The organism is Streptomyces sp. Y309 (assembly GCF_056712025.1).
Map to the genome: position 1 here is coordinate 7,767,127 of NZ_CM160048.1, position 23,531 is coordinate 7,790,657.

17 protein-coding genes and 1 pseudogene are annotated in these 23,531 nt (G+C 73.7%); 7 read left to right on the top strand and 11 right to left on the bottom strand.

The window, feature by feature from the left end:
• Positions 1 to 205 precede the first annotated feature (205 nt).
• The 5 genes from AC0KTA_RS32385 to AC0KTA_RS32405 form a co-directional block, all read right to left on the bottom strand.
• Positions 206 to 1,090 carry a 5-oxoprolinase subunit C family protein gene (locus tag AC0KTA_RS32385; RefSeq protein ID WP_481051746.1) on the bottom strand — a complete coding sequence of 295 codons (885 nt, stop codon included), beginning with the start codon at positions 1,088 to 1,090 and terminating at the stop codon, positions 206 to 208.
• On the bottom strand, positions 1,087 to 1,701 hold the full coding sequence (locus tag AC0KTA_RS32390; protein WP_481056640.1) for a 5-oxoprolinase subunit B family protein: 615 nt from the start codon (positions 1,699 to 1,701) through the stop codon (positions 1,087 to 1,089). The genes AC0KTA_RS32385 and AC0KTA_RS32390 overlap by 4 nt, the downstream gene beginning before the upstream one ends.
• Positions 1,702 to 1,907: 206 nt before the next feature.
• The gene (locus tag AC0KTA_RS32395; protein ID WP_481051747.1) at positions 1,908 to 2,672 is read right to left on the bottom strand and encodes a LamB/YcsF family protein; all 765 of its coding nucleotides are present in this window, start codon (positions 2,670 to 2,672) and stop codon (positions 1,908 to 1,910) included.
• A gap of 32 nt (positions 2,673 to 2,704) precedes the next feature.
• Positions 2,705 to 3,544: a putative hydro-lyase gene (locus AC0KTA_RS32400; RefSeq protein WP_481051748.1), complete on the bottom strand. Its 840-nt coding sequence runs from the start codon at positions 3,542 to 3,544 to the stop codon at positions 2,705 to 2,707.
• 35 nt (positions 3,545 to 3,579) lie between these two features.
• Entirely contained in the window at positions 3,580 to 4,881 is a 1,302-nt protein-coding gene (locus AC0KTA_RS32405; protein WP_481051749.1) for an MFS transporter, read from the bottom strand.
• Between the two features lie 251 nt (positions 4,882 to 5,132).
• Here AC0KTA_RS32405 and AC0KTA_RS32410 point away from each other — a divergent pair, with 251 nt between their 5' ends.
• The 5 genes from AC0KTA_RS32410 to AC0KTA_RS32430 all read left to right on the top strand — a co-directional run bounded on the left by AC0KTA_RS32410 (position 5,133) and on the right by AC0KTA_RS32430 (position 13,549).
• Positions 5,133 to 5,837 (top strand): GntR family transcriptional regulator, encoded by a 705-nt coding sequence (locus AC0KTA_RS32410; protein ID WP_481051750.1) that lies wholly within the window; start codon positions 5,133 to 5,135, stop codon positions 5,835 to 5,837.
• A 58-nt stretch (positions 5,838 to 5,895) separates the two neighbouring features.
• Positions 5,896 to 7,440, top strand: coding sequence for a hypothetical protein (locus AC0KTA_RS32415; protein WP_481051751.1), 1,545 nt, complete (start codon positions 5,896 to 5,898; stop codon positions 7,438 to 7,440).
• On the top strand, positions 7,440 to 7,658 hold the full coding sequence (locus tag AC0KTA_RS32420; RefSeq protein WP_481051752.1) for a hypothetical protein: 219 nt from the start codon (positions 7,440 to 7,442) through the stop codon (positions 7,656 to 7,658). The genes AC0KTA_RS32415 and AC0KTA_RS32420 overlap by 1 nt, the downstream gene beginning before the upstream one ends.
• Positions 7,655 to 8,557, top strand: coding sequence for a hypothetical protein (locus tag AC0KTA_RS32425; RefSeq protein WP_481051753.1), 903 nt, complete (start codon positions 7,655 to 7,657; stop codon positions 8,555 to 8,557). The genes AC0KTA_RS32420 and AC0KTA_RS32425 overlap by 4 nt, the downstream gene beginning before the upstream one ends.
• 117 nt (positions 8,558 to 8,674) lie before the next feature.
• Positions 8,675 to 13,549: a hypothetical protein gene (locus AC0KTA_RS32430; RefSeq protein ID WP_481051754.1), complete on the top strand. Its 4,875-nt coding sequence runs from the start codon at positions 8,675 to 8,677 to the stop codon at positions 13,547 to 13,549.
• Positions 13,550 to 13,582: 33 nt separating this feature from the next.
• Here the strand turns inward: AC0KTA_RS32430 and AC0KTA_RS32435 are convergent, their stop codons facing one another.
• From AC0KTA_RS32435 to AC0KTA_RS32455, 5 genes are all read right to left on the bottom strand, one after another.
• Positions 13,583 to 14,701, bottom strand: a complete 1,119-nt coding sequence (locus AC0KTA_RS32435; RefSeq protein ID WP_481051755.1) for an aromatic ring-hydroxylating oxygenase subunit alpha — start codon at positions 14,699 to 14,701, stop codon at positions 13,583 to 13,585.
• A 63-nt stretch (positions 14,702 to 14,764) separates the two neighbouring features.
• Positions 14,765 to 15,952 (bottom strand): N-methyl-L-tryptophan oxidase, encoded by a 1,188-nt coding sequence (gene solA, locus AC0KTA_RS32440; RefSeq protein WP_481051756.1) that lies wholly within the window; start codon positions 15,950 to 15,952, stop codon positions 14,765 to 14,767.
• A gap of 4 nt (positions 15,953 to 15,956) precedes the next feature.
• On the bottom strand, positions 15,957 to 18,512 hold the full coding sequence (locus AC0KTA_RS32445) for a GcvT family protein (RefSeq protein ID WP_481051757.1): 2,556 nt from the start codon (positions 18,510 to 18,512) through the stop codon (positions 15,957 to 15,959).
• A 71-nt stretch (positions 18,513 to 18,583) separates the two neighbouring features.
• Complete coding sequence (locus tag AC0KTA_RS32450; protein ID WP_481051758.1) at positions 18,584 to 19,669, bottom strand: S-(hydroxymethyl)mycothiol dehydrogenase; 1,086 nt, start codon at positions 19,667 to 19,669, stop codon at positions 18,584 to 18,586.
• Positions 19,670 to 20,021: 352 nt separating this feature from the next.
• Positions 20,022 to 20,900, bottom strand: a complete 879-nt coding sequence (locus AC0KTA_RS32455; RefSeq protein WP_481051759.1) for an IclR family transcriptional regulator — start codon at positions 20,898 to 20,900, stop codon at positions 20,022 to 20,024.
• Positions 20,901 to 21,085: 185 nt separating this feature from the next.
• Here AC0KTA_RS32455 and AC0KTA_RS32460 point away from each other — a divergent pair.
• Together AC0KTA_RS32460 and AC0KTA_RS32465 are read left to right on the top strand one after the other, a co-directional pair.
• Positions 21,086 to 21,379, top strand: a pseudogene (locus tag AC0KTA_RS32460) (bifunctional 3-phenylpropionate/cinnamic acid dioxygenase ferredoxin subunit); the annotation flags it as partial.
• 140 nt (positions 21,380 to 21,519) lie between these two features.
• Positions 21,520 to 22,785 carry an NAD(P)/FAD-dependent oxidoreductase gene (locus AC0KTA_RS32465; protein ID WP_481051760.1) on the top strand — a complete coding sequence of 422 codons (1,266 nt, stop codon included), beginning with the start codon at positions 21,520 to 21,522 and terminating at the stop codon, positions 22,783 to 22,785.
• Between the two features lie 135 nt (positions 22,786 to 22,920).
• Here AC0KTA_RS32465 and AC0KTA_RS32470 read toward each other — a convergent pair whose 3' ends face one another.
• Positions 22,921 to 23,526, bottom strand: coding sequence for a hypothetical protein (locus tag AC0KTA_RS32470; protein ID WP_481056641.1), 606 nt, complete (start codon positions 23,524 to 23,526; stop codon positions 22,921 to 22,923).
• Positions 23,527 to 23,531 lie beyond the last annotated feature (5 nt).

The window sequence follows — 23,531 nt, forward strand, 5'->3', positions numbered from 1 at the left end:
TGGTGGGACCGCCCGGAGTCTCGCGGTCTCACCTGCGTAGGGCCCCCGTTCCCGGGAGGCTGACGCCACGGCCCTCGTGCCCGCCTCCGGCGAGGACGCTCGAAGCCTCGCCGCCTCACCCCCGTGGGCCCAGCGCCCGGCAGGCCGACACCACGGCCTCCACGTGCCCGCCCTCCGGCGGCGGCCCGCCCACACGCCCGTTGCCTCACCCTCGCGGACCCGGCCAACCCCCCGCCCCCACGAACCGCACCACCGTCCCCGGCACCGCCTGGGCCGCCGCCGCGAGGTCGCGTTCCCTGACGACGCCCACCACGGGATAGCCGCCGGTCGTCGGGTGGTCGGCGAGGAACACCACGGGGCTGCCGTCGGGCGGCACCTGGACCGCGCCGAGGACCATCCCCTCGCTGGGCAGTTCACCGCGTACCGCTCGCTCCAGAGGAGGCCCTTCGGTGCGCAGACCGATGCGGTTGCTCGCGGACGACACGCGGTACGCGCGCGTGGTGAGCGTGCGCAGAGCCGTGGCCGTGAACCAGTCCGCGCGGGGCCCGGGCGTCACCCGGAGGATCAGCTCGCGCGGCGGGCCCGGCTGCGGAACGGTGTCCACGCGCGCGTGCACGTCGGGTACGACACCGAGGGGCAGGACCGCGCCGTCCGTGAGCGGAGGCGGGCCAAGCCCGGACAGCAGGTCGGTGGAGCGGCTGCCGAGCACCGGTTCGACGGCGATCCCACCGCCGAGGGCGACGTACCCACGTACTCCGGAGACAGCGGGACCCACATCGAGGAGCGCGCCTGCCGGCACCCGGACCGGCGCACCCCAGGCCGCCGCGCGCCCGTCCACCGTCACCCGGCAGGGCGCGCCGCCCACGGCCACGGTGACCGCGCAACGGGGCCGCAGCGCACAGCCGTTGAGGGTGGTCTCCAGGACGGCCGCGTCGGGCGGGTTGCCGACGAGACGGTTCACCAGGGCCGCGGCGGGCCGGTCGAGGGCCCCGGAGCGGGGCACCCCGAGGTGGGCGTGTCCGGACCGACCCTCGTCCTGCACGGTGGTGAGCGCCCCGGCCCTGACGACCGCGAAGGCCCGGTCGGTCATGCGGCCTCCGGCACGAAGCGGACCCGCGCACCCGGCGTCAGGAGCGCGGCCGGCACGCGCGCGTGGTCCCACAGCACGGCGTCCGTGGAGCCGATGAGCTGCCAGCCCCCGGGCGAGGGCCGCGGATACACGCCCGTGTACGGCCCGGCGAGGGCGACGGAGCCGGCGGGCACCGTCGTGCGCGGAGTCGCGCGGCGCGGCACCTCGGGCAGGCCGCCGGAGCCGGTCAGATAGCCGAAGCCCGGCGCGAACCCGCAGAAGGCGACGCGGAATTCGGCCGCCGAGTGGATCCGCGCCACATCCCGCACCGGCACGTCCCACAGCGCCGCGACGTCGGCCAGGTCCGGGCCGTCGTACCGCACCGGGATCTCCAGGACGTCCTCCGCGCGCGCGGGCAACGGCGGGATCTCCCAGGAGGGCAGCCGCGCGGCGAGCCGGAGCGGGTCGTCGAGGCCGTCGAGAAGCACCGTGCGGGCGGCGGGCACGATCTCGCGCACCGTGAGGTCCCCCTCCGCGCGGCGGCGCAGCAGCTCGGCGTGCAGGGCCGCGGCCGCGCTGCCGTCGGCCAGCTCGACGAGCAGCGCCCGCTCGCCCATGGGAAGGACCTTCATGGACGGATCGGCCGTGGACGCGGAGGCCGTGGACGGGGCGGGCGTGGACAGGGTGGCCGTGGACAGGGTGGTCATGGACGGATCGGCCGTGGACGGGGCAGGCGTGGACAGGGAGGCCGTGGACGGGGCCGCCGCGGGCAGGGCGGTCCTGGGCGGGGCCGTCACGGGCGGGACCCGGGCGGGCGGGATCCTCGGCGGCGAGACGCTCATGCGAACGCCTCCACCCGCACGCCCGCCGCCTCCAGGCGCGCCCGCACCAGCCGCGCGAGCCCCACCGCCCCGGGAGTGTCGCCGTGCAGGCACAGCGAGCGCGCCCGGACCGCGATCCGCCGCCCGGCGTGCGAGGTGACGGCGCCGAACCGGGCGAGCCCGATGGACCGTTCGACGACGGCGTCCGCCTCCGTGATGACGGCCCCATCGGTGCCGCGCGGCACCAGCGTGCCCTCATCGGTGTACGCCCGGTCCGCGAACGCCTCCGTCACCACCGGCAGTCCGGCCTTCTCAGCCGCCTCCAGGAGACGCGATCCGGGCAGCCCGAGCACGGGCAGCCGGTCGTCGGCGAGCAGCACGCCCTCGACGACGGCGCCCGCCTGCTCCATGTCGTGGACCACGCGGTTGTACAGCGCCCCGTGCGGCTTCACGTACGCCACGCGCGTGCCCGCCGCCCGCGCGAACACCTCCAGGGCGCCGATCTGGTATGCCACTTCGGCCGCGAGCTCCGCGGGCGGCACGTCCATCGCGCGCCGCCCGAAGCCCGCCAGGTCGCGGTACGACACCTGGGCGCCGACGCGCACCCCGCGCTCGGCCGCGCGCTCGCACACGCGCCGCATGGTGGCCGCGTCGCCCGCGTGGAAGCCGCAGGCCACATTGGCGCTGGTGACGACGGAGAGCAGCTCCTCGTCGTCGGTGAGCCGCCAGCGTCCGAAGCCCTCGCCGAGGTCGGCGTTGAGATCGATCGAGGCCCAGGTCATGTACGTGTCGCTCCCGTGTCTCTCGCGTGCCCTCAAGCGACGCGGTACTGCTCGTCGCGGGCGTCGGTGATGAACATCTGACCCGGCGCGTGCGTGATCGCGAACGGCGGCCGCGAGGCCGTCACGGCCGCCTGCGGGGTCACGCCGCAGGCCCAGAACACCGGGATGTCGTCGGGCTCGGCGGCCACCGCGTCGCCGAAGTCGGGCCTGTCGAGGTCGGCGATGCCGAGGCCGGCCGGGTCGCCGCAGTGCACCGGCGCGCCGTGCACCGCGGGCAGCAGGGCGGTCTCCCGGATGGCCGCGGCCAGGCCGCCAGGCGGCACCGGGCGCATGGAGACCACCATGGGCCCGCGCAGCCGTCCCGCCTCGCGGCACTGGCGGTCGGTGACGTACATGGCGACGTTGCGGCCCTGCTCGACATGGCGCAGTGGCACGCCCGCCGCCGCGAGCGCCCACTCGAAGGTGAAGCTGCAGCCGATGAGGAACGACACCAGGTCGTCGCGCCAGTGCGCGAGCACGTCGGTGGGCTCCTCGACCGGCTCGCCGTCGTGCCACACGCGATAGCGCGGCAGGTCCGTGCGCAGGTCCGCGTCCGGGGCGAGCGGCGTGGACCAGGAGCCCGCGTCGGTGACGTCGAGGACCGGGCAGGGCTTGGGGTTGCGCTGGCAGAACAGGAGCATGTCGTACGCCCAGTCGGCGGGCACGGACACGAGGTTCGCCTGGGTGTGCCCGGGCGCCCAGCCGGCCGTGGTGCCGCTGAGGCCCGAGCGAAACGCCGCGCGGGCCTCCTGGGGGCTCAGGGCGGCTCCGTGGCTTCCCGCGACCTCCAGGGTCCCGGCGGCTCCACTGCTCTCAACGGCCCGGGGGCGCACAGAAGTTCCCTCCCGAGTTCCTTCCTGCATGTGGCTCACAGAAGTTCCCTCCCGCGCGTCTCGGGCAGTCCGAACAGGGCGATCACGGCGAGCGCGTAGCCGAACGCCCCGAAGATCAGCGCACCGCCCACGCCCCAGCTGTCGGCGAGGAAGCCGACGGTCGTGGGGAACACGGCGCCCACCGCGCGACCGGTGTTGTACGTGAAGCCCTGTCCCGTGCCGCGCACGGCCGCCGGATACAGCTCGCTCAGGAAGGAGCCGAAGCCGCTGAAGATCGCCGACATGCAGAAGCCGAGCGGGAAACCGAGCACCAGGAGAACGCCGTTGGCGCCGTCCGGGATGTTCGTGTACGCGGCGATGCTGGCCGCGGACAGGAACGCGAAGAGCGTGATGTTGCGCTTGCGGCCCAGCTTGTCGGTGAGATAACCACCGGTCAGATAGCCGATGAAGGCCCCGGAGATGAGGAACGTGAGATAGCCGCCGGTGCCGACGACGGTCAGCCCGCGGTCTTCCTTGAGGTACGTCGGCACCCAGGTGGCGAGCGTGTAGTAGCCGCCCTGGACACCCGTGGACAGCAGCACCGCGAAGCACGTCGTGCGCAGCAGGCCCGGCTTGAAGATGGCCGTGAACGAGCCCTTCTCCGTGCTCCGTTCGCGCTCGGCGGCCGCCTCGGGGGCGTCGTGCACATTGCGGCGTACGTAGATCACGAGCAGCGCGGGCAGCGCCCCGGTGAAGAACATCACGCGCCAGGCGACGTCGTCGTCCATGAACTGGAAGACCAGCGTGTAGACGATCGCGGCGAGCCCCCACCCCACGGCCCAGGAGCTCTGGATCGCGCCGAGCGTACGGCCGCGGTTCTTGGCGGTCGCGTACTCGGCGACCAGGATCGCGCCGACCGCCCACTCGCCGCCGAAACCGAGGCCCTGGAGGGCGCGGAAGACCAGCAGGGTCTCGTAGTTGGGCGCGAAGCCGCAGGCGACGGTGAACACCGCGTACGTGATCACGGTGATCATCAGGGCCTTGACCCGGCCGATGCGGTCCGCCACGACGCCCGCGACGGCGCCGCCCACCGCGGAGACGACGAGCGTGACGGTCGTGAACAGCCCCGTCTGGCCGCTGTTCAGGCCGAAGTAGGCCGACAGCGCGACCATGCTCAGGGGCAGCGTGAAGTAGTCGTAGGAGTCCAGCGCGTACCCGCCGAAGGCGCCGGCGAACGCGCGGCGGCCGCGCGGGCCGAGCGCGCGCAGCCAGCCGAACGCGCCGTCGTCGTCGGGGTGTTGGTCCGCGCGCGGCTGGTCGTCCAGCTCTATGGCGGAGGGCGGTGGAGTCGTACTCATGGGCACCTCGCAGAGGAGTCGGCGGTGCTGGAGGGTGCTTCTGAGGAGCGGGGGTGGTGCGGGAGCGGTGCGCGGTAGTGCGGGAGCGGTGCGCGGTGGTGCGGGGGTGGAGCGGGGAGAGCGCTTGTCGGGCAACGGGGACGTCGCTTGCCGGACAACGTAGAGGATCGTTCAACGATCCCTCAATACCCATGTTGTCTCGTTCTTGTATCTGCGATTGAATCCGGGCATGGCTGAGGGGATGGCTGATCATGGTTGAACTGACCGGTCTCGCCGACGACCGCGCGCTGCTGGGCCGTACGAGCACCGCGGAGCGCGTCGCGGACATTCTCCGGAGCCGCATCGCGGAGGGATACTTCCCGCCCGGCACCCGCCTCTCGGAGGACAGCATCGGCGGCGCGCTCGGCGTCTCCCGCAACACCCTGCGCGAGGCCTTCCGGCTGCTCACGCACGAGCGGCTGCTCGTCCACGAGCTCAATCGCGGCGTCTTCGTGCGCGTCCTGACCGTCGACGACGTCGAGGACATCTACCGCACCCGGCGCCTGGTCGAGTGCGCCGTCGTGCACGGCCTCGGGCGCCCGCCGTACGTCGTGGACGCGCTCGCCGGCGCCGTCGCCGAGGGCAGGGCGGCCGCCGGACGGCGGGACTGGAAGGGCGTCTCCACGGCCAATATCCACTTCCACCGGGAGCTCGTCGCGCTCGCCGGGAGCGCCCGCACCGACGAGCTGATGCGCAGCGTCTTCGCCGAACTGCGGCTCGCCTTCCACGTGGTGGACGACCCGCGCCGCCTCCACGAGCCCTACCTGGTGCGCAATCAGGAAATTCTGGACGCCCTGCAGGCGGGTCTCGGCCCGAAGGCCGAGCGGCTCCTCGCGGTCTACCTGGACGACTCGCTCCAGGGCCTGGTCGACACGTACGCGCGGCGGGTGGCGGCAGGCGGGTCCGGGGCGGGCTGAGCCCGGGGCATCTGCGCCGTTTCGACCGTTGTCAGACCGAGGACCTAGTCTGTGCACCGTGACTTCGCCTGCCGTACCGGACTTCGTTCCGCCCCAGCTCAGCGCGGGGCCGCGGCCCGCTCCGGGCCCGGCCGCCGACGAGGGTCTGGCGCGGCGCCTGCGCGCGCTCGCGTGCACGGCGCCGCTGCACGACCTGGACACCCGCAAGGCGAACCTCGCGGGGGAGTATTCGGTGTACGCGATGGCGGAGGTGGCCCTCTCCGCCATCGACCTCGTCACGCTGAACATGGACTTCGACACGGGCGCCGACCACGAGCAGATCGTGGCCCGGCTGCTGCCGCGTGTCGCCGCCCAGGCCCCGCGCCGCCCGGCCGCCGAGCACGAGCGCGTCGCCCGCTGGGTCCTGGAGAACCTGATCAACGTGGGCAGCGTGGACCGCGGCTTCCGCGCGGTGTACGGCACCTTCGGTCCGGACGGGACATATGCCCGGCGTGATTACGACTTCAAGCTCATCGAAGAGGTGCCCGGGTACGGCGGCGGTGTCTATCTGCGCACCACCGACGAGGCCGTGAACGTCCTCGTGGGCGCCCTCGACACGGACGTCACCAGCGCCCAGATCGCCGCCGAGGTGAAGCTGGAGGTCCTGATCAGCCGCGGCCGGCTCGCCGACGCCCAGCTCGCGGCCGAGCAGGCGCGGTATCGCACCGTGCAGTATTCGGAGACCCTCCGCAAGGCCCTGGACGCGACCCGGCGCAACGTCCGCGCGGTGGACTGGCTCCAGACCGTGCCGGACATGATCGCCGAGGCCCTGGACCACGTGGCCGACCGGTATCGCCACGAGAACGCCATCCTGACGAACATCCGCAAGGTACGCGACGAGTCCGAGGCGGTCTCCCATTCGAAGGCGGGCGAGCACAAGCGCCGCGCCGCCGAGCTCGTGGACATCGTCAAGGACTGCATCCGCCGCCACACCCAGCTCCAGTCCCGGCTCCTCGAAGCGGGCCCCCTGTTCCGCGCCGAGCAGGACCGGCAGGCCTTCGCGACGCCCACCGCCCGCGCGGGACTGGATCTGTACGGCCAGTTGGTCGCCCCGATCCTGCCGCTCCCCGCCGAACAGGCAACGCGCGTGACGGACGCCTTCTTCGCGCGCGGGACGGGCCTGCGTACCCCCGTCTCGGTGCGGGTCGGCGACCTCGTGGACATACTGCTCACGCCGCCGCAGGAGCGCGAGCACCTGGGCGCGGAGATGCCCGAGCCCGACCTCATCGCCACCCCCGACGACAGCCGCTTCAGCGAGGATCAGCTCGCGAGCGCGATGGAGCTGCTCGCGCTGCCGTCCGACGCGCCGCGCAGGCTCTCCGGGCTGCTCGCCGACGCCCGCCGCCGCGACCCCGAACTGCCGTATCTGGTGGCCCTGCTGGCCGTCCACGCCGCGAGCCCGCCGGTCGGCACGGCCTACCGCCAGGGCGAACAGCAGCTCCTGTTCGCCGTGGACGACGGCACGGAACTGGACGACCCGGAGTTCGGCGGCGCCGACCTCATCGTCGGCACGGCCCTGCTGGATGCGGCGGGGATGGCGGCCGACCGGACGGAGGCCGCGTGATGGCCACCCGGACAGAGGCCGCCCTGATGGCCCCGCCTCCGCGCACCCGCGCCGCCGCCCTGGCCTCCGCCGCCCCCGGGGACGTACGCACCGTCCAGTCCCTCGGAGGCGTCCGCACCGTCCACCCCCTCGGAGGCGTACGCACCGTCCAGGACGACGCCCGCCCCGCCCCTGCACCCGTACGACCGACTGACCGCACCAAGGAGCCCCAGCCGTGACCGATCACCCCGCAGAGCACGCCGCGTGGGGCGAGCCGGACGCCGCCGCGGCCCCGGCGGCAGCCGCCGTGGGGGCCGCCGTCACGCCGGCCGACGCCGCCGACGCGGCGCGGCTCGTCGCGTTCGGGCTCCAGCCCAAACTCCAGCCCGCCCGCGACCAGGAGTACGGCGAACTGCTCCGCCGGTATCGAGAGGACCCGCCGTTCGCCCGGCTCGCCGACGCAGTGGCGGCCGGGCTCGGCCTCGTCGTCCTGGAGGTGTCCCCGCGCGCGGGGATGGCGGTGACCGCCGCCGAGGACTCCGTGTTCGCCGTCCGCATGGGCGACTACGCACGCCGCGCCGCCGCCGACTCCACCGACCGCTTCCTGCACGGCTTCGCCCATCTCGCCGTCGCCGCCATGGCCTTCCCACGCCCCGAGGACCTCGCCGACGACGGGTACATCGGGCGCGTCACCGTCAACGGCGTCGACGCGTTCGTGCGGCAGGCCTGCCGTCGCCTGGAGGAGCGCGCCGCGGAGCAGGGCGAGAACACCGACCCGGCGACGGACGCGCCCGGCCTGGAGTCCGCCTGGCGGATCTGGGCGCGCCGCAGCTCCACCGGCGCCACCAAGGACGCGCGCAGGCTCGCCGGTTCGACCACCGGCATCGTCGGCAAGGCCGTCGCGTTCCTGACCGACTCCGGCTTCCTCCAGCGCACGGGCGACGACTCCGGAGGGACGTATCGCACGACCGCGCGCTATCAGCTCCAGGTCCGCGACATGGCAGGCACCGCCGCCATGGCCGAGCTCCTGGAGCTCGGCGTCGTGCCCGTCACCGACGGCTCCGCGACGCTGCTGCCTCCCGACGACACCGACGACCTGGAGCTGGCGGCCGACGCGGGCCTGCCGTTCCACTCCTGACCCGCCTGCCGGTGGTCACCGACCGCCGCCCCGAACTACCCCACATTCCGCACGACTTAACGTTCCGCACGACTTACGCCTCACGTTCCGCACGAATTACGACGAGAGTCCGCCGCCATGTACGAGCTGTCCCGGGTCCGCCTCTACTCCATCGGCCCTGCCGGTGCGCGCTACGCCGACACCGTGCTGGACCTGCGCGGCGTCGGCGACGTGGTGCCCGACCCCGCGCCCGCGCAGGCGGAGTTCTTCGAGGAGGAGCCCGTCGGCCCGCCGCGCCGCCCGGCGCCCGCCGGCGTGCTCTTCCTGGAGAACGGCGGCGGCAAGTCCGTCCTCCTCAAGCTGATCTTCTCCGTGATGCTGCCGGGCCACCGGAACACGCTGGGCGGCGCCAGCTCCGGCGTGCTGCGCAAGTTCCTCCTGGCCGACGACTGCGGACACGTCGCCCTGGAGTGGCAGCACACGCTGACCGGTGAGTGCGTCGTCGTCGGCAAGGTGAGCGAGTGGCGCGGGCGGCAGGTCTCCAACGACCCGCGGAAGTTCGCCGAGGCCTGGTACTCCTTCCGGCCCGGGCCCGGCCTGAGCCTGGACTCGCTGCCGGTCGCCGAGTCCACCGCCGTGCGGCCGCCCGTCGAGGGCGTGTCCGGCGCGCAGGGGCGGCGGCGCACCATGAAGGGCTTCCGGGACGCCCTCATGGAGGCCACGAAGGCGTATCCGCACCTCGAAGTGCACTGGGAAGAGATCCACGACCGCTGGAACGAACACCTCGGGGACCTCGGTCTCGACCCCGAACTGTTCCGCTACCAGCGCGAGATGAACGCCGACGAGGGCGAGGCCGCCGGCCTGTTCGCCGTCAAGAAGGACTCCGACTTCACCGACCTGCTGCTGCGCGCCGTCACCGACACCCGCGACACGGACGGCCTGGCCGACCTCGTGCACGGCTTCGGCAACAAGCTGGGCCGTCGCGCCGAGCTGATCGCCGAGCGGGACTTCACCGCCGGCTCCGTCGACCTGCTCGGCCGCATCGTCGACGCCGCCGAGACGCGGGCACGCGCGCGTGACGTGCACGCGGGTGCCGAGCGGCGCACCCGCACGCTCGCCCGCCGCCTGTCCGCCCGCGCCGTCGAGGAGCGCGGCCGCGCCGCCGAACTCGCCGAGCAGGTCACCTCCGCGGCCCACACCGTCACGGCCGCCGAGCAGGCCCGCGGCCGCTCCGCGCTGATCGCCGCCGAACTCGCCTATCGGCACGCCTCGCTGGCCCTCACCGTCGCCGAGAAGGCCGCCGCCGCGCAGCGCCGCGAGCTCGCCGACGCGCGCACCCTGCACTCGGCCTGGCAGGCCGCCGAGGCCGTCCTGCGCCACCGCGCCGCCGCCGACCGCTCCGCGCGCGTGGCCGCGGCGATCCGCGAGGCCGAGCGCGACGCCGCGCCCGCGCTCGCCGCCCGCGCGAAGGCCGCCGCCGATCTCGTCCGGGCCCTGCACACCGCAGCCGAAGGCGCCGAGTCCCAGGCCAACGAGGAGGAGGAGCGCTCCGCGGCCCTCCAGGAGACCGGCGAGGCCGCGCACCGCGACGCCACCTCCGCCGCGACCGAGGCGCAGCGCGCCCGCAGCGAGGCCGGTCACCTGCGCCAGCGCCTCACCGAGGTCGAGCAGGAGACCGCCGAGGCGGTCCGTGCGGGCTGGCTCGACGACAGCGCTCCCGACGCCGACCCGGCCCGCGCCGCGCTCGCCGCGAGCGACGCCGAGAAGACGGCGGTCGCCGCCTGGGACGAGGCACGGGAGGCCGCGCGCCGGTCCGCCGACCAGGCCAAGGAGGCCGCCGCTGCCGAAGCCCGCGCCGAGCTGACGGCGGCCCGCGCGGCGGACGCGGCGACGGCCGCGGAGCAGGCGTACGACGCCGAGCGGCGCACGGCGGACTCCCTCGCGCAGGACGACCGTCTTGTTGAACTCCTGGGCCTGCCGGGCGTATCCGGTGGGAGCCTCAGCCCGAGCGGGGGTTTCCGGGGCGGGGTGCCGCAGCCCCGGCACGCGGCGGCCGATTCAGGGGACGCCGGCGGCGGTTCCCCGGCGGATGTCCAGAGTGAAGGAACAGGAACGGCCGGTTCCGGTGCGGCGGGTGCGCCGGCGGCGGACGGCGGTCGGGGACCACGCGCCCATGGAAGCGTCGAAGGCGACGACCCGGCCGCTGAGGGGGCGCCCCGCGAGGACGCGCACGCGGACACCGGCACGTCGCCCGGCACCGCCGTGGCCCCGGCCGAGACCCGGCGAGCCCCCGGCTCCCCGCTTTCCCCGGACGAGCTCGACCGCAGCACCGACGACCTGAAGACCCTGCTCGACGACGGAGTGGCTGCCGCCGAACGGCAGTTGTTCGAACTGCGCACCGCCGCCGCGGACGATTCCCGGATCCTCGGCGCGCTCGGCGACGGCGGTCTGCTGCCGCCCGGCCCCGACGTCCTCGCCACCGTCGAGTTCCTCGGCGAGCACGGCATCCCGGCCCTTCCGGGGTGGCGCTATCTGGCACAGGCCGTCGATCCCGCGGACCACGCGCGCGTGCTCGCCGCCCGCCCCGAACTGGTCGACGGCGTCGTCATCACCGACCCGCACACGCACGCCCGCGCGCGCGAAGCGCTCGCCGGCGCCGCGCTGCTGCCGCGCTCCACAGTCGCCGTCGGCACCGCCGCCGCCCTCCTCGCCCCGGTGCCGGACGGCGCCACAGGACCGGCCGACGACGTCTTCCTCGTACCGCCGAACCCGGCCATGCACGACGAGCACGCCGCCGACGAGGAGCGCCAGGCCCTGCGCGCCCGCGCCACCCGGCGCGACGACGAGATCCGCGCGCTGGCCCAGCGCCTCGCCAAGGACCGGGAGCTGGCCGCGCGGCTCGCCTCCTGGCGGTCCGGCTGCCCTGCCGGGCGTCTCGCCGAGCTCGCCACCGCCGCCAGGGACGCGCGCGCCTTCGCCGAGGAGGCCGAGGCCGAGCTGGCCGAGGCCCGCACCGCACGCGCGGAGGCCGACGAGGCCGCCGCCGACGCCGCCCGCGTGCGCGACGAGCGGCAGGAGGCCGCCCAGCGGGCCCGGCGCGCCGCCGACGCGCTCGCCGGACTCGCCTTCCGCCTGCGCGAGCGCGCCGGCTGGCAGACGAAACTGCGGGAACTGGCCGACGACGCCGTGGAGTCGGAGGCCCGCGCCCAGTCCTGCCTGGACCGCGCCCGCGCCGCCGACGAGGACCGCCGCGCCGCCCAGCGCGCCGCCGACGACGCCCGTCGCACCGCGCGTGCCCTGCGCGCGGAGCGCGCCGAGATCGCGGGCGCCCCCGAAGACGTCCCCCTGGACCAGGACGCCCCGAAGACCTCGCTGCCCGCCCTCCGTGAGGCCTACCGCGCCGCGTCGCAGCTCTACGAGAAGGTCGGCGTCGGCGCCGACCTGCGCGCCGAGCAGGCCCGCGCCGAGAGCGACGAGAGTGCCGCCCTCGCCGAGCTCGACCGGCTCAGCAACAAGGTGCGCACGCGCGCCGCCCAGCTCCTCGAAGGCACCGACGGCGCCGACGGGCCCTCCCGGCAGGCCGCCGCCGCCCGCGCGGAGGCCCAGGTCCAGCTCATCGAGTCCCGCGCCTCCACCGCCAGCGAACAGCTCGGAAGGCTGCGCGGCGAGGCGGAACGGCACGCCCCCGAAGACGGCGACGCGCACACCGAGCTCCCCGAAGACCTCGTCCCCGCCGACGCCGAGCAGGCCCAGACCCTCCTGCGCACCGCCACGGGCGAACTGGCCGCCCACACGGAGGCGTTGAGCCAGGCCAAGGAGGCCCACGCGGCGCTCCTGCACAGTCACCGCGCCACGGAGGAGGCGGCCGGCGGCTTCGACGAGACGGCGGCCCTCCTGCGCGACCTGCTGCGCGAGCACCACGACACCGAAGACGACGAGCAGCCCGAGCCCTACCCCGGCACCCTGGAAGAGGCCCGCCAGGCCGCCGCCGAGGCCCGCCGCTCCCTGCGCGGCTGCGCCGCCGACCTCTCCGCCGCCGAGTCGGCCGTCCGCGAGGCCAGCGACATCCTGGTCCGGCACGCCAACTCCACCCGGTACGAACAGGTCCGCACCCCCGCCCGCCAGCAGATCCGCGAACTGCCCGCCTCCGCCCTGCCCGAGCACGCCAAAAAGTGGGCCGACGCCTTCGCGCCCCGCCTGCGCGTGCTCACCGACGAGCTGGAGCAGTTGGAGCGCAACCGCGACAGCATCGTCGACCGGCTGCGCGGCCTGGTCGAGTCGGCACTCGCCACGCTCCGCTCCGCCCAGCGGCTCTCCCGGCTGCCCGAAGGCCTGGGGGAGTGGTCCGGCCAGGAGTTCCTGCGCGTCCGCTTCGAAGAGCCCGACCAGGCGACGCTCACCGAACGCCTCGGCGAGGTCATCGACGAGGCCACCCGCGCGGCCGTGAAGAAGAACTCCGACCTGCGAAGGGACGGAATGTCCCTGCTCCTCAGGGGAGTTCAGGCCGCCCTGGAGCCGCGCGGCGTCGCCGTGGAGATCCTCAAGCCGGACGCCGTGCTGCGCGCCGAGCGCGTGCCCGTCGGGCAGATGGGAGACGTGTTCTCCGGAGGCCAGCTGCTCACCGCCGCCATCGCCCTGTACTGCACGATGGCAGCCTTGCGCTCCAACGACCGCGGCCGTGACAAGCACCGGCACGCGGGCACGCTGTTCCTCGACAACCCCATCGGCCGCGCCAACGCGACGTACCTCCTGGAACTCCAGCGCGCCGTGTCGGACGCGCTCGGCGTCCAGCTCCTGTACACCACCGGCCTGTTCGACACCACCGCCCTCGCGGAGTTCCCGCTGGTGATCCGGCTGCGCAACGACGCGGACCTGCGCGCGGGCCTGAAGTACATCAGCGTCGAGGAGCACCTGCGGCCGGGCCTGCCGCAGGAGCAGCAGGCCCCGGCGGGGGAGACGGTGCACGGCGAGATCACCGCGACCAGGATGTTCAAGAAGCCGGTCGCCGGGTGAGCCGTGCAGGCGGGCGGTCGCCGGGTGGGGCGCTCACGGTGTCAGGTGCCGGGTGAGCCACTCGTGGAAGATCCCGATGTGGTGCTCGGTCGGCACCAGTACGCCGCCGCCCCGGTAGGCGCGTGAGCCCATCGCGGGCTGCGTGCGCTCACAGGCCGCGAAGTCCTGTTCGTTGACCCGGTGGAACAGCTCGACCGACTTCGACAGATCGACTCCGGAGGCGACGACGTCGGGTGCGTACAGCCAGTCGCACTCGACGACCGTGCGGTCCACGGCCAGCGGGAACATGCGGTGCAGGATCACGTGGTCGGGCACCAGATTGACGAAGACGGTCGGCTTCACGGTGATCGCGTAGTAGCGGCGGTCCTGGTCGTCGGCCACCTCCGGCAGCCGCCCGAAGCCCACGCTGCCGTCGACCGTGAAGCCGTGCACGTCCTCCCCGAAGGCGGCACCGTGCCCTACGTAGTACTGCGCCGCGAAGCCGTCGGCGAACTCCGGCAGGACATCGGTCAGCTCGGGGTGGATCGTCGCACAGTGGTAGCACTCCATGAAGTTCTCGACGATCAGCTTCCAGTTGGCGCGCACCTCGTAGCGGACGCGGTGGCCGAGCGCCAGGTCCTGCGTGCGGTAGCGCTCGATGGACGCGGGATCGCCGAGGCGCTCCACGGCCTCGCCGATCACGGTGTCCTCGAAGGACGGTGGCTGCTCGGCCAGGCACACCCAGGCATAGCCGAGCCACTCCCGCAGCGCGACCTCGACCAGGCCGTACGCGGCGCGGTCGACGTCCGGCATGCTCGTCAGGTTGGGGGCCGCGACGAGGCGGCCGTCCAGGCCGTACGTCCAGGCGTGGTACGGACACTGGAGGCTGCGGCGCACCTCGCCCGCCTCGTCGGTGCACAGGCGCGCGCCCCGGTGCCGGCAGACGTTGAGGAAGGCGCGCAGGCCGCCGTCGCGGGCACGGGTGATCAGGACGCTCTCGCGGCCGATCTGGACGGTGCGGTACGCGCCGGGCTTGGCGAGGTCGGCGGCGCGCACGGCACAGCACCACAGGGACTCGAAGAGGCGCTCCTGCTCCTGCCGGAAGACGTCGGGATCGGTGTAGTAGTGGCCGGGCAGCGTCGCGATGAGGCTCGCGGAGACCTCTGTCGTCACGTCCGTACTCCTCAGACGGGCGCCGCGGTGGGCGCGGGGGCGCCGCGGTGGGCGGGGGATCGATCAGACGGGAGCCGCAGTCGGCGCGGGATCGAGCGGGCCGGTGATCCGGCGCGGGTCGAACAGGCCGATGGGATGCCCGGTGGTGCCGTCCAGCGCCAGGTCGGCGAGGATCTCGCCCACCACCGGCACGAACTTGAACCCGTGCCCGGAGAAGCCACAGGCCACCGTCACCGACTCCGGGTGCTCCGGATGGCGCGTGATGACGAAGTGCTCGTCGGGCGTCGTCGTGTACATGCAGGTCGAGGCCTTCAGCAGGCGCCCGGGCAGCAGCGGGATGTGCCGCGTCATGTGCGCGGCCATCGCCGCGACCTCGTGCGGATGGACCGTGCGGTCGATGGTCTCCGGAGTGCACACGTTGCCGTTGCGGAAGAAGGCGACCTTCACGCCGAGGTCAGGACCGTCGATCGAGGGGAAGCCGTACACCTGGACGCCCGCCGCGTCCTCCCAGACGTAGATCGGATGGTGCTCCGGCAGGAACGGGCCGACGCCGCCCGTCGGCTGGAACCAGTACATGATCTGTCGCTCGATGGTGAACGGAACCCCGAGGTCCGCGAGCAGCCGCGGCGCCCAGGCACCGGGACAGATCACCAACTGCCCCGCGGTGTAGGTGTCGTCGGCCGTGTGCACCCGCACCCCGCCCCCGTACCGCTCCCAGCGCGTCACCGGCTCCTCGAAGTGCAGGTCGGCGCCCTGGCGGGTGGCGAGCTGCAGATGCGCGGCAACCGTGTTCTCCGGCCGTACGAGGCCTGCGCGCTCCTCATACAGGGCCACCTCGTCGTCGCGCGGCGTGAGCGTCGGGAAGCGGCGGCGGATCTCCCGCGCGTCGAGCATCTCGTGCGGCAGACCCCAGGTCTCGGCGGAGAGCCGCGCTCCCGAGACCACCCGCCCGTCCGGCCTGCCGACCATCACGCCGCCGCACAGGGTGGCGATCTCGCGTCCGGTGTCCTGTTCGAGCTTTTCGTAGAGCTCGTACGCGCGCAGCAGCAGGGGTACGTACGCGGGGTCCTCGAAGTACGACTGTCGCGTGACGCGGGAGCCGCCGTGGCTGGAGCCGCGCTGATGCACCGGGCCGAACTTCTCCAGGCCGAGGACACGGGCCCCGCGCGCGGACAGGTGATGGGCGGCGGCGCTGCCCATGCCGCCCAGGCCGATCACGATCACGTCGTAGCTGGGGGTGGTGGGGGACATGGGGTCACCTCCGGATTCGGGCCATCTCGGGGTCGAAGAGCGGCTCGTCGGCGACGGTCGCGGCGACCTTCTCGCCGAAGTACTCGATGTGCACGCCGGTGCCCGTGGTGAGCGGCGGCAGCCAGGCGTAGGCGACGCAGCGGCCCAGCGTGTAGCCGTACGCGGCGCTGGTGACGTATCCGGCGGGTGCGCCGCCGACGGCGGTGTCCGCGCCCGGCGCGTGCACGGGTTCGTCGCCGGAGCGCGCGGCTCCCCCGCTGAGGCGAACGGTTTCTCCATCGACGTACACGGGTTCCTTGCCGAGGACGACGGCGGCCGGGTCGTCGAGGAGCAGCGCGGTGAGCTTGCGCGTGAGCGGGCCGCGCCGTGCGAGCGCCTCGCGCCCCACGAAGTCGTCCTTGTCCATGCGGACGGCGAAGCCGACACCCGCTTCGTACGGGTCGTGCTCGGCGGTCATGTCCTGGCCCCAGGCGCGATAACCCTTCTCCAGGCGCAGGCTGTTGAAGGCGCTGCGCCCGGCGGCGACCACGCCCAGCTCCCGGCCCGCCTCCCACAGCGTGTCCCACAGCCGGAGCCCCAGGTCGGCGCTGGTGTACAACTCCCAGCCCAGCTCGCCGACATAGCTCAGCCGCAGCGCCGTCACCGGCACATGACCGAGGTAGGTCTCGCGGGCCTTGAAGTACCCGAAGGCCTCGTGCGAGAAGTCGTCGCGGGTCAGCGGCTGAACGAGCGCGCGGGCCAGCGGCCCCCACACGCCGACGCAGCACGTCCCTTGGGTGATCTCCCTGATGTGCACGTCGTCGGGAGCGTGCGACTGTAGCCAGGAGAGATCGGCGGGGGAGTTTGCGCCGACCTGGAAGCGGGCGGGGGCGAGCCGTGCCACGGTCAGGTCGGAGCGGATGCCGCCCGCCTCGTCGAGAAGGAGGGTGTAGGTGACCGAACCAGGCTTCTTGCGAAGGTTGTTGGTGGTCATGCGCTGAAGGAAGCCGAGGGCTCCGGGGCCGGTGACCTCCAGGCGGCGCAAGGGCGTCATGTCGTACAGCGCGACCCGCTCGCGGGTGGCCCGCGCCTCCGCGGCGGCGATGGGCGACCAGTACCGACCCGACCAGGCGTCCCGCGCGGGCACGTGCAGGTCGGCGGCGAGCGCGGCGTTGGCCTCGTACCAGTGGGGCCGCTCCCATCCACCGCCCTCCAGGAAGACCGCGCCCAGCTCCTGCTGGCGAGGGTGGAAGGGGCTGACACGCAGGGGACGTGGCTCGTCCATGGGCTGGTGCGGGTGGATGACGTCGTACACCTCGACGAACTGCCGCGCGCCGCGGTCGGTGATGTACGCGGGGGAGCGCTGGGCCTCCTCGAAGCGGGTGAGGTCGCAGTCGTGGACGTCGATGGCGGGCCGGCCGTCGACCATCCACTCGGCGACGGCCTTCGCCACGCCCGCGGAGTGCGTGACCCACACGGCCTCGGCGAGCCAGAAGCCGCGCAGCGCGGGGGATTCTCCGAGCAGCGGCATGCCGTCCGGCGTGAACGAGAACACGCCGTTGAAGCCCTCTTCGACGGCCGACTCCTTGAGCGCGGGCAGCAGTCCGCAGCAGTCCTGCCAGCTCGGCGCGAAGTCCTCCTCGGTGAACGGGTACGACGACGGCATGGCCAGACCGCCGGCGGTCGCCTCGTCGTACGCGGGCACGGCGAACGGGTCGACGGGCAGCGGCCGGTGGGCGTACGACCCGATGCCGATGCGGTCGGTGTGCTCGCGGAAGTACAGGTCCCGGTCCTGGAAGCGGAGGATGGGCCGGGAGGCCTCGGTGCGCGGGTCGTTCACGCCGGCGAGCTCGGGCAGCGGGAGCGTGCGCGCGTACTGGTGGGCGAGCGGCTGCAGGGGTACGTCGACGCCTGCCATCCGCCCGATCACCGGGCCCCAGAAGCCCGCCGCGGACACGACGTGGTCGGCGGGGAAGGTGCCGCGGTCGGTGACGACGCCGGTGACGCGGCCTTCCGCGCGTTCGATGCCGGTGACGGTGTGCCGGTCCAGGAAGCGGGCGCCGCGGCCGGTGGCGCGTGCGATCTGCGCGCGGCAGGCGAGGACGGCGCGGGCGAGGCCGTCGTCGGGTGTGTACAGGCCGCCGAGCACCTGGCCGGTGTCGAGCAGCGGCCACAGCTCCTTGCAGTGCGCGGCGTCCACCAGTTCGGCGCGGATGCCCCAGGACGCGGCGAGGCCCGCCTTGCGGTGCAGGTCGGCCCAGCGCTCCTGCGTGGTGGCCAGCTCCAGGCCGCCCACCGGGTTGAAGCAGGAGAGCCCGTCCACGGTGAGCTCGCCGAACTTCCGCACGGTGTACGCGGCGAACTCGCTCAGCGTCTTGGACGGGCTGGTCTGGAAGACGAGCCCGGGCGCGTGCGAGGTGGAGCCGCCCGGGGCGGGCAGCGGGCCCTGTTCGAGGACGGTGACGTCGGTCCAGCCGCGGGCGGTCAGCTCGTCGGCGAGGGAGCAGCCGACGATTCCGGCACCGATGACGACGACGCTGGGTGGGGGTGTGGGGGCGGGTGTGGGTGCGCGTGCTGGCACGGTGGCCGGTGCTGGTGCGTGGGTCGTGGTGTCGCGCACGCTGGGGGAGTGCGGTTCGTGTCGTACGCCGGTCACAGGACCACCACCGATCGCAGCACCTCACCGCGCTGCATCCTGGCGAACGCCTCCTCGACCTCGTCGAGGGCGATCTTCTCCGTCACGAAGGCGCCGAGGTCGAGCCTGCGGCTGAGGTACTGGTCGACGAGCAGGGGGAAGTCGCGCGTGGGCAGGCAGTCGCCGTACCACGAGGACTTGAGCGCGCCGCCGCGCGAGAACAGGTCGATCAGCGGCAGCTCGACGGCCATCGCCGGATCGGGCACGCCGACCTGGACGAGCACGCCCGCGTGGTCGCGCATGTAGAAGGCTTGTTTGTACGTCTCCGGGACGCCGACCGCGTCGATGGCGACGTCGACGCCGAAGCCGCCGGTGAGCCCGCGCACCGCCTCGACGGGGTCGGTGCCCCGGGAGTTGACGGTGTGGGTGGCCCCGAAGCGGGTGGCGCCGTCGAGCTTCGCGTCGTCGATGTCGACGGCGATCACGCGCCGCGCCCCGGCGAGCGAGGCACCGGCGATCGCGGCGCAGCCGACGCCGCCGCAGCCGATGACGGCGACGGTGTCGCCGCGGCCCACGTTCCCGGTGTTCACCGCCGCCCCGTACCCGGCCATCACTCCGCAGCCGATCAGGCCGGCCGCCTCCGGCCGGGCCGCCGGGTCGACCTTCACGGCCTGGCCCGCGGCGACGAGCGTCTTCTCGGCGAAGGCGCCGATGCCGAGCGCGGCGCTGAGCGGGGTGCCGTCGAGGAGCGTCATGGGCTGTGCCGCGTTGCGCGAGTCGAAGCAGTACCAGGGGCGGCCGCGCAGACAGGAGCGGCACGTTCCGCAGGGGGCGCGCCAGGCGATGACCACGTAGTCGCCGGGCATCAGGCCGCCCACGTCGGTGCCGACCGCCTCGACGGTGCCGGCGGCCTCGTGCCCGAGCAGGAACGGGAAGTCGTCGGAGACCGCGCCCTCCCGGTAGTGCAGATCGGTGTGGCAGACCCCGCAGGCCTGCACGGAGACAAGTACCTCTCCCGGTCCGGGATCCGGCACGACGATCGTCTGCACCTCGACGGGTGCGCCCTTCTTCGCGGCGACGACGCCACGGACCTCGTGTGGCACGGCCAGGCTCCTCGACTGTGAGTCGTTGTTGCGTACTCCACGATCGGTTGCGCTATGAGAGACATCGTGGGATCGGCATCAAGGGGCCGTCAAGGGGCAGGAGTGAACGCTTGGCAAAACGCTGCGGCGCCGTGAAACGGGCCCGGAACACGACGGAGCGCGGAGCCGGGAAGGTCCGGCTCCGCGCTCTCGGGCGTCTCGTGGTCTCGGGGGCGGGTTCTCCGGGGTCGCGCTGACTCCGGGCGTCCGACGAGGGCCTTCGGGTGTCCTCGGGTGTCCTCGGCGGTCCCCGGGGGATCTTGGGTGTCTTCGAGGGATCTTGGGGCGCGGTGGGGCCGCGGCTCCGTGGGTGTCAGAAGCCGTAGCCCATCCGGCGTGACAGCTCCATCGCCGCCGCGACCGTGCGCTTGGCCAGCTCGGTGAGCCGGTCCTCGGTCAGCCGGTACACCGGCCCGGAGGCGCTGAGTGCGCCGATGACCTTGCCGTCGTGCGCGCGCACCGGTGCCGCCACGGCGGCGAGGCCGACTTCCAGCTCCTCCACGGCGATGGCGAAGCCCTGCTGGACGACGGTCTCCAGGTCACGGCGCAGCGCCACCGTGCCGGTCACCGTGTGCTCGGTGATGCGCGGCAGCGTGCGGGCGATCAGGCCCTCGCGCAGGGTCGTCGGCAGGTGGGCGAGGAGCACCTTTCCGCTGGAGGTGGCGTGCAGCGGGGTGCGCCGGCCGAGCCAGTTCTGCGCGGTCACGGAGGCCGGGCCGCGGGCCTGCATGATGTTGACCGCGGCGTCGTCGTCGAGGACCGCGATATTGACCGTCTCGCCCAGCTCGTCCGCGAGCTCGCGGCAGACCGGGCCGCCCTCCTGGGAGACGTCCATCCGCACGGCCGCGGCCCCGGCGAGCCGCAGCACGCCCGCGCCGAGGAAGTACTTGCCGCGGTCCTTCGCCTGCCCGACGAGCCCGCGGTTCTCGAGCACGCCGAGCAGCCGGAACGCCGTCGACTTGTGCACCCCCAGCTCGTCGGCGATCTCGGTGACCCCGGCCTCGCCGTGCCGGGCGAGGATCTCGAGGACGCTCACCGCGCGGTCCACGGACTGGACGGAACCGGGGGGCGCCTTGGCCTGCGGCTCGCGCGGCTTCGCGGGCTGCTGCGGGTGCGTTTCATCGTGCTGCCCACGGGGCGTTCCCTGGTGCGGCTCCTCGTTCTGGCCAGGCTCTTTCCGCGTGCGGGTCATATCTCAACTCTCACCACTCGGCGGCCGCTTCAAGCCGCGTCCCAGGGAGCCCCTTGACGCGATGGGCTTCCCACCGGATTCTGTTGCGCATAGCGCTCTCTGGTGCGCCATATGAAACTCCACGTTACCGAAGAGTCCCTGGCCGAAACGGCCCTTTCCGGGCCGGCACATCCAGAGGAGGGTCCGTGATTCCCGTCTGCCGCCTTGAAGACCTCCCTGTGGGCGAGTCCGTCCGTCTCGACACCACGCCGCCCGTCGCGGTGTTCAACGCCGATGGCGCGCTGTACGCCGTCGACGACACCTGCAGCCACCAGGACGCCTCCCTCTCCGAGGGCTGGCTCGAAGGCTGCCTGATCGAATGCCCGCTGCACGCCGCGTCGTTCGACCTGCGCACGGGACAGCCGACCTGCCTGCCCGCCCGTCGTCCGGTGCGCACCCATCGCGTGAGCGTGGTCGACGGAACCATCCATGTCCACCTGACCGACCCGGCGGCCGTCCCCGTGCCGGTGCCCGCCGCGGCTTCCGCCGCCGTCTCAGCGGGCGCGTGCGCCTCGGTCCCGGCGGTGGTCTCCGTCTCCGGCTCCGGGCGGAGCCTGCTGACCGGTGAGGGCTCCGCCGCATGAATACCGTCACCGTGGTGGGCGCCTCCCTCGCCGGGCTGTACGCGGCGCGCGAGCTGCGCGCCCAGGGCTTCGACGGACGTCTGGTGATCGTCGGCGCCGAGTCCCACCTGCCGTACGACCGCCCTCCTCTCTCCAAAAACTTCCTCACCTCCATCGACCCTCTCACCGGCGCCCTCACACAAGACACGCTCGCCCTCACCGACTCCGAGGAGATCGGCGAACTGGCCGCCGAATGGCTGCTCGGCGTCCGTGCGACCGGCCTCGACCAGCACGGCCGTGCCGTCCTCCTCGACGACGGCCGGACCGTCGTCACCGACGGCGTGGTCGTCGCGACCGGCGCGTCGGCCCGCTGCCTGCCGGGCCCGCGCCCCGCGGGCGTCCATACCCTGCGCACGCTCGACGACGCCCGCGCCCTGCGTGCCGACCTGGCCCACGGCCCACGGCGGGTCGTGGTCATCGGTGGCGGCTTCATCGGCGCGGAGACGGCGTCGTCGTGCGTCGCCCTCGGCCACGACGTGACCGTCGTCGAGGCCGCCTCCCTGCCTCTGCTGCCCCAACTCGGCCCGGACATGGCCGCCTTCTGCGCCGACCTGCACCGGCAGGGCGGCGCCCGGCTGCTGACCGGGACGGGTGTGGCGAGCATGCACCACATGGCCTCCGCCGACACGGCACCGCTCGTCGGCGCGGCCACCGCCGCCGGTCCGGACACCCCGGGCCTGCGCGGACGCCCAGACGGCGCCGGACGTGTCACCGCCGTCGAACTGTCCGACGGCCGCCTCCTGCCCGCCGACGTGGTCGTCGTCGGCATCGGCGCCGCCCCCAACACCGCCTGGCTCACGGGCACATCGCTCGCCGTACGCGACGGTGTCCTCTGCGACGACGGCTGCGTCACCACCCTTCCGCACGTGGTCGCCGTCGGTGACGTCGCCCGCGTCGGCGGCGTCCGCGCCGAACACTGGACGAGCGCGACGGAGCAACCGCGCGTCGCCGTACGCAATTTGCTCGCCGCCGACACCGTGGAGACCGTCTCCGCGCTGCCGTACTTCTGGTCCGACCAGTACGGCTGCCGCATCCAGTTCGCCGGACACCGGCCCGCCGACGCCGTCGTACGCATCGCGGAAGGCAGTCCGGACGACGGCAGCTTCCTGGCCGTGTACGAACAGGCGGGCCGCGTCACCGCTGCCCTGGCTGTCAACTGCCCGCGCCCCTTCATGAAGGTGCGACGCGAACTGCGGGCGCGACAGGTAGCCGCCGCCGTCTGAGGAAAACAGTGGCCGTATGCAAGCGGCCGTGGTCCAGACATGAAAGCGGCCACGGTCCCGACGCCGTCGGACCAGGGCCCAGGCAGGGCACGCAGGACGCGCCGCCGAACTCGGGCCCCCGGGCGGGACCGGAAGTCAGGAGTGCGACAACTGCCCTGCCCCGCCCGGGCTCCGTATGCCCTCCTTCGTGCGGGCGGCCGCCCGCGCCTCGCGGCGGGCCTTGCGCCGCTCGCGCCGCAGCCGGCGCGCCGTGCTGCTGGGCACCGACACCACGCCGTTGCGCTGGTTCCAGACCTGGCGGGTCACCCAGACGTCGCACACGGCCCAGGTGGCGACGACCGTGCTGGCCACACTGCTCAGCACCATGGGGAAGGCCAGCCAGGACTCGGCCATCGCGCAGAAGAATGCCGTCATCGCCTGGATGAGCGTCAACGACACTATGAGCACCGCGCGGACGGCCGCCGTGCGCACGGGGTCCGGCAGCCGCCGCCGGGTGGCGGGCTCCTCCACCCACAAGGGCCGCCGCTCCGTATCATCGCCGTCGTCCAGCGCCTCGGCGTACTCGCGCCGCTCCGGCGCCCTGGAGTGCTCCCGGCCGTCCGGCGCCGTGGTGCCCGCACGCCTCGAACTCTTCGCGAGCCGCGTGTTCTTCGCGAGCCGCGAGTCCTCCCTCTTCGCGAGCCGCGCGTCCGCCGCGTCCTCTGCGTCCTCCGCGAGCCGCGCCCCCTCCTGCAGGGCCATGCCCC